Raw genomic sequence first — 11014 nt, 5'->3', positions numbered from 1 at the left:
CGTTGGCCCAGCATGGTGTTCAGCGCCATGATCAGTTCGCGCGTGGACGCTTCCCACTGCTTGTGGCTGATTTCGATGGCCTGGCGCCGGGCAAGCGCCTTGAGGTTGGCGGGCAGCTCGTCACCACGCGGCATGAGCGCACCACCCACGAGCACCGGCACCACGCGGATCTCGCGCTCAAGCGCCACGCTGGTTTCGAGACGCACAAAGTCGTGGGGATCGTCGAGCCGCCGGCGCCCGGCAGCGTCGGTGGTGCTGAGCCATTCGTCTCCGATGACGACGATCAGGACCTTGCAGGAGCCGACCGCCTGCTCGATGGCGGTGACGAAGTCGGTGCCGAGCTCGATGCCCGCGACATCCATGAAGACCTGGTCGGCGCCGAAATGGGCCGCGAGCCGGTCGTACAGCCGCCCGGCGTAGCCGGCCGAGTCGTCCCTGCGGTAGCTGATGAAGATCCCGTCCATGTGGCGAAGACCCGAGGTTTCACCGCCAATCGGTGCGGTGTCCGGTGTCGGGCCTCGCAGATTCCCGGGGCCGACCGGACCATTCTAGGACGCTGCCCCGGCATGTGCCATCCCCACCCGGGGGATCAACGCCTCAGGCAGGCTGGGGCTTTTTGCCGCGCAGACGGCCGAGCAAACCCACCACCAACAGCACCAGCGCACCCGCCACCATACCCACCAGCGCACCGGCCAGACCGGTCACCACGGGCGCCACCCAGCCCAGACCTGCGGCGAAGTCTTCAATGCCATGGCCCACGGCGGGCACACCGTGCACCAGGATGCCACCGCCCACCAGGAACATGGCGGCCGTGCCCACCACCGAGAGCGTTTTCATGAGCCAGGGCGCAGCCGCCAGGATGCCGCGGCCGATCGCCTGCTTCCAGCGAGCCACCTGCTGGTTGAGGTAGAGGCCCAGATCGTCCAGCTTGACGATGCCGGCCACGAGGCCGTAAACGCCCACCGTCATGAGCAGCGAGATGCCCACCAGCACGGCCACGCGCTGGCCCATGCTGGCCGCGGCCACCGCGCCCAGGCTGATCACGATGATCTCGGCCGAGAGGATGAAGTCGGTGCGCACGGCACCCTTGATCTTCTCTTTCTCGAAGGCCACGAGGTCGACGTTCTGGTCGGCCACAGCTTGCAGCCGTTTGGCGTGTTCGGCCTCGGTTTCGGCCTTGTGGGCACCGAACGCGTGCACGAGTTTTTCGACACCTTCGTAGCACAGGAACAGTCCGCCCAGCATCAACAACGGCGTGATGGCCCAGGGCGCCACCACGCTGATGAGCAGCGCCGCCGGCACCAGGATGGCCTTGTTGAGCAGAGAACCCTTGGCCACCGCCCAGACCACCGGCAACTCGCGGTCGGCCTTCACGCCGGTGACCTGCTGTGCGTTGAGTGCGAGGTCATCGCCCAGCACACCCGCCGTTTTCTTCACTGCCAGTTTGGTCATCACCGCCACGTCATCGGCGGCCGCCACGCCCTGTCGCGCGGCCACCTTGGTCATCACAGCCACATCGTCAAGAATGGCGGCGATGTCGTCAATCAACAAGAGCAAGCTGCTTCCGGCCATGGTCTCTTTCAGGGGTTGAGGGGTCAGGCGCGGAAAGCGATGCAGGTCGTGGTCATGCGACCCACTTTCGCGCGTTGTGCCACAACTGCATCCAGGCGCTGTGGCCCGACGGGTCCTGGTCGGTCCAGCTCATCTGGATGTTGCGGAACACGCGCTCGGGGTGCGGCATCATGGCCGTGAACCGGCCGTCCGCCGTGGTCACGGCGGTCAAGCCACCCGGGCTGCCGTTGGGGTTGAACGGGTACTGCTCGGTGGCGGCACCCGTGTTGTCGGTGAAGCGCATCGCAGCAATCGCCTTCGACGCGTCACCGCGGTGGTGAAAGTTCGCGTAACCCTCGCCGTGAGCCACGGCAATCGGCAGGCGGCTGCCCGCCATGCCTTGCAGGAACAGGCTGGGCGACTCAAGCACTTCCACCATGGACAGGCGGGCCTCGAAACGCTCGCTCTGGTTGGTGGTGAAGCGCGGCCAGGCCTCGGCGCCGGGGATGATGTCGGCCAGTTCGGCGAACATCTGGCAGCCGTTGCACACGCCCAGACCGAAGGTGTCGGTTCGTGCGAAGAAGGCCTTGAACTGATCGGACAGCGCCGGGTTGAAGGTGATGCTGCGTGCCCAGCCGATGCCCGCACCCAGCGTGTCTCCGTAGCTGAAGCCGCCACAGGCGACCACACCCTGGAAGTCGGCCAGCTTGGCGCGGCCAGTCTGCAGGTCGGTCATGTGCACGTCGAAAGCTTCGAAGCCGGCCTGGGTGAAGGCGTAGGCCATCTCCACGTGCGAGTTCACGCCCTGCTCGCGCAGGATGGCGACCTTGGGGCGGGAAAGGTGCAAGGCGGGAGCGGGAAAGCCCTCACCCCTGCCCTCTCCCAGAGGGAGAGGGAGGAAAACGTGGAGACCGGGGTCATGGGGAAGGCCAGCTGCGGCGTGTTCGGCATCGGCACAGGCCGGGTTGTCGCGCTGCTGGTTGATCTTCCAGCTCACGCTGTCCCAGACCTGGTGCAGGTCGAACAGGGTGGCCGAGAACACGGCCTTGGTGTCGCGCCACACCTGCAACTGGCCCTTGCCCACTTCCATGGCCGACGATGCGGGGCGGGTCTTGCCCACGAAGTGGCTGTGCTTGCTCAGACCGTGCTCGCGCAGGGTCTGCATCACCGCGTTGCGGTCTTCGGTTTTCACCTGCAGCAACACGCCCAGCTCTTCGCTGAACAGCGCCTTGAGCGTGAGCTCTTCGCGCCGAGCGCTCACCTGGCCGGCCCAGTTCTTGGCGTCGCCCACCTCGGCGCGGCTGTCGCTGATGCCGTCGCCTTCGGTGACCAGCAGGTCCACGTTGAGCGCCACGCCTACATGGCCGGCAAAGGCCATTTCGGCGGCTGCGGCCAGCAGGCCACCGTCGCTGCGGTCGTGGTAGGCCAGGATCCTGCCCTCGGCGCGCAGGGCGTTCACCGCATTGACCAGGCTGATGAGGTCTTGTGCCTGATCAAGATCGGGCGCCTCGCCACCGCCCTGCCCCAGCACCTGGGCCAGCACGCTGCCGCCCATGCGGTGGCGGCCTTTGCCCAGGTCGATCAGCACCAGCGTGGTGTCGTCCAGGGTGTTGTTCAGTTGCGGTGTGAGCGTGCCGCGTACGTCGGCCAGCGTGGCGAAGGCGCTCACGATCAGGCTCACCGGCGAGGTCACTTTCTTCGTCTCGCCGCCTTCGCTCCACTGCGTGCGCATGGACAGGCTGTCCTTGCCCACGGGAATCGAAATGCCCAGCGCCGGGCAGAGTTCCATGCCCACGGCTTTAACGGTTTCGTACAGCGCAGCGTCTTCGCCCGGTTCGCCGCAGGCGGCCATCCAGTTGGCGGAGAGCTTCACGCGCGGCAGTTCGATGGGTGCAGCCAGCAGGTTGGTGATGGCCTCGGCCACCGCCATGCGGCCTGAGGCCGCCGCGTCCAACGCAGCCAGCGGCGTGCGCTCGCCCATGCTCATGGCCTCGCCCGCGAAGCCTTTGAAATCCGCCAAGGTCACGGCGCAATCGGCCACCGGCACCTGCCAGGGACCGACCATCTGGTCGCGGTGCGAGAGGCCGCCCACGGTGCGGTCGCCGATGGTGATGAGGAAACGTTTGGAGGCCACGGTGGGGTGGCTCAGCACGTCGATCACGGCCTTCTGCAGGTCCACGCCAGTGAGGTCCAGCGGGGCGGCTTCGCGCGCCACGGTTTTCACGTCGCGGTGCATCTTGGGCGGCTTGCCCAGCAACACGTTCATCGGCATGTCGACGGCTTGGCTCCCTCCCCCGCTGGGGGAGGGTTGGGGTGGGGGCACGCTTGAAGTTGTCTTGTCGGTATGCGAGCCCCCATCCCTGCCTTCCCCCAGCGGGGGAAGGGGCAAATTCACGTCGCCCAGAACGAGCTGGCGCTCTTCCGTGGCGACACCAATCACCGCAAACGGGCAGCGCTCGCGCTCGCAGAACGCCTTGAACACCTCCAGCGATTCGGGCGCGATCGCCAGCACGTAACGCTCCTGGCTTTCGTTGCACCAGATTTCCTTGGGCGCCAGGCCGCTTTCTTCCAGCGGCACGGCGCGCAAATCAAAACGCGCACCGCGCCCGGCGTCGTTGGTGAGTTCGGGGAAGGCGTTCGAGAGGCCGCCCGCGCCCACGTCGTGGATCGCCAGGATGGGGTTGTTCGCCCCTTGCTGCCAGCAGTGGTTGATGACCTCCTGCGCGCGGCGCTCGATCTCGGGGTTGCCGCGCTGCACGGAGTCGAAGTCCAGCGAGGCGGCGTTGGTGCCGCTGGCCATGGAGCTGGCCGCGCTGCCACCCATGCCGATCTTCATGCCCGGGCCGCCGAGCTGGATCAGCAGCGAGCCGGCGGGGAACAGAATCTTCTGCGTCTGGGTCTCGTCGATCACGCCCACGCCGCCGGCAATCATGATGGGCTTGTGATAACCGCGCTGCACGCCGTCCACAGCCAGTTCGTATTCGCGGAAATAGCCCAGCAGGTTGGGCCGGCCGAATTCGTTGTTGAAGGCCGCGCCGCCGAGCGGGCCCTCGGTCATGATCTGCAGCGGGCTGGCAATGTGCTCGGGCTTGCCGCTCGGTTGATCGCTCAGGCCACCCCAGAGTTTGCCGACTGTGAAGCCGGTCAGGCCGGCCTTGGGCTTGGAGCCGCGGCCGGTCGCGCCTTCGTCGCGGATTTCGCCGCCCGCGCCGGTGGACGCGCCGGGGAATGGCGAGATGGCGGTCGGGTGGTTGTGGGTTTCCACCTTCATCAGCACGTGGTGCGTCGCTGTCTCGGCCACGTAGGCAGGAGAGGCATCGCCACCGGCGCGTGCCACGAAGCGTTCCACCACGCTGCCTTCCATGATGGAGGCGTTGTCGGAGTACGCGACCACGGTGTGCTGTGGCGCGAGCTGGTGGGTGTGGCGGATCATGCCGAACAGGCTTTTGTCCTGCGTCACGCCGTCGATGGTGAACTGCGCGTTGAAGATCTTGTGGCGGCAGTGTTCGCTGTTCGCCTGCGCAAACATCATCAGCTCGACGTCGGTCGGGTTGCGTTTCAGGCCAGTGAAGGCGGTCACGAGGTAGTCGATTTCGTCATCGGCCAGGGCCAGACCCCAGTCGGTGTTGGCGCGCTCCAGCGCACTGCGACCACCGCCCAGCACATCCACCTGCTCCATGGGGGCGGGGTGCAGCTCGGTGAACAGGGCCTGCGCTTGCGCGCGGTCAAGCGAGACGTTTTCCGTCATGCGGTCGTGCAGCAGGTCGGCCACGGCACGCAGCTGCTCGGCCGACAGGCTGGCCTTGCCCAGCAGGCCGCTCTTGAGCTGCAGGCGGAATTCGACCAGCCGCTCCACCCGGTGCAGGGCCAGGCCGCAGTTGTGGGCAATGTCGGTGGCCTTGGACGCCCAAGGCGACACCGTGCCCAGGCGCGGCATCACCAGCAGCGCCGGGGCGCCGGCGGCTTCGAGCTTGAGGTGGGCCTCGGTGGCGGGCTCACCATAGGTCAGCAGCTCACCCACGCGCGCCACGGTGGCCGCATCGGGCTCGCCGTCGAAGGCCGCGAGGTGCACGAAGCGGGCCGAGAGGCCGGTGATCTTGTCGGAGAAGGCTGCCAGGCGGGGCAGGAGTTGCTGGACTTTGAAGTCGCTGATGGCATTGCCGCCATCGAAAGTGCGCAGGTGCAGGGACACGTTGGGAGCCTGAGGTGCGTAGACCCGGGGGGTGGGCGAAGCAGCGATTTTACCCGCGCGGCCCACCCAGGCATCGCCCCCGACACCCTGCGCCGCAGGGGCCGGTGGGATAATCCACGCCCATGAGCATCACCTACAAAGACGAAGCGGGCATCGAAGGCATGCGGGTGGCCTGCCGCCTGGCCTCCGAAGTGCTGGACTACCTCACGCCGCTGATCCAGCCCGGCGTGACCACACTCGAAATCGACCGCCTCGCGGCCGAATTCATGAAACAACAGGGCACGGTCTCGGCCACCATCGGCTACCAGCCCAGCGGTTACCCGCCCTACCCCGGCCACCTGTGCACCTCGATCAACCACGTGGTGTGCCACGGCATCCCGAACGAGAAGCCGCTCAAAAAGGGCGACATCCTCAACGTGGACGTGACCGTCATCAAGGACGGCTGGTTTGGCGACAACAGCCGCATGTACATGATCGGTGGTGAAGCCGCCTGTTCGGTGCAGGCGCGCCGGCTGACCCAGGTGACGTATGAGGCCATGTGGAAGGGCATCGTGATGGTCAAGCCGGGCATCCGGCTGGGCGACATCGGCCATGCGATCCAGACCTTTGCCGAGAGCAACGGCTTTTCGGTGGTGCGCGAGTTTTGCGGCCACGGCATCGGTCAGAAGTTTCACGAAGACCCACAGGTGCTGCACTACGGCCGTCCGGGCACGCTCGAAGAGCTCAAGCCCGGCATGACCTTCACCATCGAGCCCATGATCAACGCGGGCAAACGCGACATCAAGGAAGCCGGCGACGGCTGGACCATCGTCACGCGTGACCGTTCGCTCTCGGCCCAGTGGGAACACACGGTGCTGGTGACCGAAACGGGTTACGAGGTGCTCACGCTTTCAGCTGGCAGCCTGGCGCCGCCGGCGTTCGTGACGCCCGCTGCCGCTGTGGCCGCCTGAGCCGATGGACCCGCTCCTGGCGCCTGCGGGCGACATCGGCGCGCTGCGCCAGCGCTACCGCGACGACAAGACCGCTCTCTTCGCGCTGCTGCGCGACCAGGGAGCCTCCACCCGGGGCGTGCGCCAGGCGCTGCAGCAGCTCTCGCGCCTGACCGACCAGACCCTGCGCGAACTGTGGGGCCGCGCCGGGTTTGCCAGCGGCTTTTCGCTCATTGCGGTGGGCGGCTATGGCCGCGGCGAGCTGTTTCCCTATTCCGACGTGGACGTGCTGGTGCTGCTGCCCGACGGTGCACAGCCCGACGACGACGCAGAACTGAAAAAGCAGCTCGAAGCGTTCATCGGCGCCTGCTGGGACCTCGGCCTGGAAATCGGCTCGAGCGTGCGCTCGGTGGCCGACTGCGTGGAAGAGTCGGCCAAGGACGTGACGGTGCAGACCTCCATGTTGGAGAGCCGCCTGATCTGTGGCAGCAAGAACGCCTTCAACCGACTGGTGACGCAGCTCGGCGAAGCCATGGACCCCAAGGCCTTTTACGTGGCCAAGACGCTGGAGATGCGCCAGCGTCACACCAAGTACGAAAACACCCCGTATTCGCTGGAGCCCAACTGCAAGGAGTCGCCCGGCGGCCTGCGCGATCTGCAGATCATCCTGTGGGTGTCCAAGGCCGCCGGCCTGGGCCGCAGCTGGGACGACCTGGCGCGCAAGGGTCTTGCCACGCCGCTGGAAGCCCGCCAGATCAAGGCCAACGAAGCCCTGCTCAGCCTGATCCGCGCGCGCCTGCACCTGCTGGCCAACCGCCGCGAAGACCGCCTGGTGTTCGACCTGCAGACCGCCGTGGCCGAGTCGTTCGGTTTCAAGGCGCAGGTACCGGCCGTCATCACCGCCGGCCCGCCCGGCGCGCCGCATGTGGCGCCCACCGCCAAGGGCACGCGCCGCGCGAGCGAAGCGCTCATGAAGCGCTACTACTGGGCCGCGAAGGCCGTCACGCAGCTCAACCAGATCCTGCTGCTCAACATCCAGGAACGCCTGCAGGACGACATGGCCGGCGTGGACCGCCTGCGCCCGCTGAATGCGCGCTTCTTCGACAAGGGCGGCATGCTGGAGGTGGCCAGCGACGACCTGTACGTGCAGCAGCCCCACGCCATCCTGGAGACCTTTCACATCTACCAGACCACGGTGGGCATCAAGGGCTTTTCAGCCCGCACGCTGCGCGCGCTCTACAACGCCCGGCCGGTGATGAACGCGAAGTTCCGCGCCGATCCGGTGAACCGGGCCCAGTTCCTGCAGATCCTGCAGGAGCCCGAAGGCATCACGCACGCGCTGCGCATGATGAACGAGACCTCGGTGCTCGGGCGTTACCTCTGGGTGTTCCGCCACATCGTGGGCCAGATGCAGCACGACCTGTTCCACGTGTACACGGTGGACCAGCACATCCTGATGGTGCTGCGCAACGTGCGCCGCTTCTTCATTGCCGAGCATTCGCACGAATACCCGTTCTGCTCGCAGCTCGCCGCCGGCTGGGACAAGCCCTGGATCTTCTACATCGCGGCGATCTTTCACGACATTGCCAAGGGCCGTGGTGGCGACCATTCCGACCTCGGCGCCAGGGACGTGCGCACCTTTTGCCGCCAGCACGGCATCGAGCGCGAAGACAGCAAGCTGATCGAGTTTCTGGTGTCCGAACACCTCACCATGAGCCGCATGGCACAGAAGGAAGATCTGAGCGACCCTGACGTGATTGCCGCGTTTGCCAAACGTGTGGGCAACGAGCGCTACCTGACCGCGCTGTACCTGCTCACCGTGGCCGACATTCGTGGAACCAGCCCGAAAGTGTGGAACGCCTGGAAAGGCAAACTGCTGGAAGACCTGTACCGCTACACGCTGCGCGCACTGGGCGGCCGGGCGCCCGACCCGGGCGCGGTGATCGAGGCGCGCAAGCGCGAGGCGCTGTCCATGCTGGCGCTGCACGCGCTGCCGCACATGGCGCACAAGGCGCTGTGGGACACGCTGGACGTGAGCTACTTCATGCGCCACCAGGCCGACGAGATCGCCTGGCACACCCGGGTGCTCACGCGCCAGATCGCCCAGACCGCGACCAAGGCCGCAGGCAAAGCGGCGCCCGAGGGCGAGGCCGTACCCGATCGCTGCATCGTGCGCGCCCGTCTCTCGCCCGAGGGCGAAGGTCTGCAGGTGCTGGTGTATGCGCCCGATCAGAACGACCTGTTCGCCCGCATCTGCGGCTACTTCGACAGCTCGAATTTCAGCATCCTCGATGCGCGCGTGCACACCACGCTCACCGGGCATGCGCTCGACACCTTCCAGGTGGTGGCACCCTCCCTCTCCGACCACTACCGCGAACTCATCGCCATGGTCGAGAACAACCTGGCTCAAACCATCGACGAATGCGGGCCGCTGCCCGCCCCGATGAAAGGCCGGCTGTCGCGCCGGGTCAAGAGCTTTCCCGTCACTCCCCGGGTCGATCTGCGACCCGATGAGAAAGCGCAACGCTGGCTGTTGTCGGTTTCGGCCAGCGACCGCGCCGGCCTGCTCTACGGCATTTCCCGGGTCCTGGCCCGATACGACATCAATGTGCAGCTGGCCAAGATCACCACGCTGGGCGAGCGGGTGGAAGACACTTTTCTCATCTGCGGCGCGCAGTTGCAGATGAACAAGCGGCAGATCGAGATCGAGACGGAGCTGCTGGAAACGCTGGAGGGCTGAGTCGCTCAGCACCGCACCGGGTTGCGGCAGTACTGGTCAAGCTCACGCACCGTGGACTGCTGCAAGACAGCCTGCTTCGCATTGGGCCCCACCTCCAGGCTCAGTTTCATCTCGTACTTCTTGAAGAAATCGTCGAACAACTCGCCCCCCAAGGTGCCGGTGGCGGTGAGCTGATCGGTCTTCGCGTCGTGCTCCAGCAGCACGGCGCACAGCGGTTGCTCGGCCGGCCCGGCCAGCACCTGTGCACCGCGCGCCGGGTCGTACTGGCTGTGGTCGGCGCAGCAATGGATGAGATCGCTGCCCTTGCTCGGCGTCTGCGGATTCACCGCCGCACCCTTGCGAAAGCTGATGAAGCTCAGGTCTTTCGTGGGGTACACCAGCTTGTGGGCGCAGATGGCCGAAAAAGCCACCAGGCTGCGCCGTGGGCCGACGCCACCGGGCCACTGGTAGGGCTGCTTGTCGCGGGTGACCAGTTGCGTGGCAGCCGCCGCCTTGCCCAGATCGAGCAGGAACACCGGTGTGGCCTCGAAGGGGTAGTGAAACAGGTAGTTGGTCTGGGCCCTCAGGCCCGCGGCCTTGAGCGGTTTTCCCAGCTCGTCCACCAGCAGCACGCGGCCGTGGTTGCGGGCTTTGGCATCAACAGCCCAGGCATTGCTGGCCAGGGTGGCCGCCAGCGACCCGGCACCCAGTGCGCAACTTTCCACGAATTCACGACGATCCATCTGAAGACCCCGCTGCGTTGAAACGATGGCCACGGACATGGCCAGCCATGCAGTGAAACGCATCGACGGGCGCAGTGTCAACCGGCGCGGACATGCCCCACCCCCGTCAAGGGACAAGCCGGCATGACACCTGGGCGCTTTGCGCGCGACTTTTCTCACGGAGAAGTTTCACTGCAAGCCTGTTTTTTGCCTGCGCTGCATCCGATACAAGCATGTCCGCGTAGTCAGCGCAAGGCTCGCTCAAGTCTGGTTCAGCCATCCCTGTTTTTGAAGAGGTCATCCATGTTTCCGTCAGCCGCACCAAACGCCCTCCCCGCCGCACGTTCACCCCGGTCTCTCGTGCGCCACACCCTGGGTCTGCTGCTGTTGGGCGCCGGTCTCTGGGCCAGTCAGGGCACCGCCCGTGCCGCGACATCCAGCACCGTGGTTGAGGCCATTCAGTTACCCGCCTGGGTCGAGCGCAATGGCCAGCGCCGCGCGGCCGAGCCTGGCGTGCAATTGCGCGCGACCGACAAGGCCATCACAGCTGGCAATGCCCGTATGTTGCTGCGCATGTCCGACCGCAGCGTGATCAAGCTCGGCGAGAACTCCGAGTTCTTGATCGAGACCCTGACGGTGCGCCAGCCGCAAGCGGCAGGCCCCTCCGAACTCTCGGCCACGCTGCGCCTGGTGACCGGCGTGTTCCGCTACGCCACCGACTACTCCAGCAAAGCCCTGGGCAACAAGCGCGAACTCAACCTCAAGATGGCCACCGCCACTGTGGGCATCCGTGGCACCGACTTCTGGAGCATGACCGATGCCGAGCACGACGCCGTGTGCATGTTTGAAGGCAAGGTCGAGGTCGTGCGCGACAACAAGCCCGGCATCATGCTCGACAAGC

General features: G+C 66.2%; 7 protein-coding genes. 3 read left to right on the top strand and 4 right to left on the bottom strand.

Annotated elements, in window-relative coordinates; translation table 11 throughout:
- From Q0C59_RS14335 to purL, 3 genes are all read right to left on the bottom strand, one after another.
- Window positions 1-464: toll/interleukin-1 receptor domain-containing protein (locus tag Q0C59_RS14335; protein ID WP_291216579.1), on the bottom strand; the 464-nt coding region annotated here is incomplete at its 3' end.
- Window positions 465-597: 133 nt separating this feature from the next.
- Window positions 598-1572 carry a DUF808 domain-containing protein gene (locus tag Q0C59_RS14330; RefSeq protein WP_291216578.1) on the bottom strand — a complete coding sequence of 325 codons (975 nt, stop codon included), beginning with the start codon at window positions 1570-1572 and terminating at the stop codon, window positions 598-600.
- A 52-nt stretch (window positions 1573-1624) separates the two neighbouring features.
- The gene (purL, locus tag Q0C59_RS14325) at window positions 1625-5743 is read right to left on the bottom strand and encodes a phosphoribosylformylglycinamidine synthase (protein WP_291216576.1); all 4119 of its coding nucleotides are present in this window, start codon (window positions 5741-5743) and stop codon (window positions 1625-1627) included.
- A gap of 122 nt (window positions 5744-5865) precedes the next feature.
- On the opposite strand from purL, the gene map reads away from it, so the two are divergent.
- Together map and Q0C59_RS14315 are read left to right on the top strand one after the other, a co-directional pair.
- The gene (map, locus tag Q0C59_RS14320) at window positions 5866-6693 is read left to right on the top strand and encodes a type I methionyl aminopeptidase (RefSeq protein WP_291216574.1); all 828 of its coding nucleotides are present in this window, start codon (window positions 5866-5868) and stop codon (window positions 6691-6693) included.
- A gap of 4 nt (window positions 6694-6697) precedes the next feature.
- The gene (locus tag Q0C59_RS14315; protein WP_291216572.1) at window positions 6698-9412 is read left to right on the top strand and encodes a [protein-PII] uridylyltransferase; all 2715 of its coding nucleotides are present in this window, start codon (window positions 6698-6700) and stop codon (window positions 9410-9412) included.
- Between the two features lie 5 nt (window positions 9413-9417).
- On the opposite strand, the gene Q0C59_RS14310 is transcribed toward Q0C59_RS14315, so the two are convergent.
- Complete coding sequence (locus Q0C59_RS14310; protein WP_291216570.1) at window positions 9418-10197, bottom strand: (2Fe-2S)-binding protein; 780 nt, start codon at window positions 10195-10197, stop codon at window positions 9418-9420.
- 219 nt (window positions 10198-10416) lie between these two features.
- Between Q0C59_RS14310 and Q0C59_RS14305 the strand changes: the two genes are divergently transcribed.
- The coding region (locus Q0C59_RS14305) for a FecR family protein (RefSeq protein WP_291216569.1) at window positions 10417-11014 on the top strand (598 nt) is incomplete at its 3' end.

Origin of the sequence: Hydrogenophaga sp. (assembly GCF_022844385.1) — a bacterium.
Classification (GTDB): Bacteria; Pseudomonadota; Gammaproteobacteria; order Burkholderiales; family Burkholderiaceae_C; genus Hydrogenophaga.
This window is presented reverse-complemented; position numbering and strand designations above follow the sequence as displayed.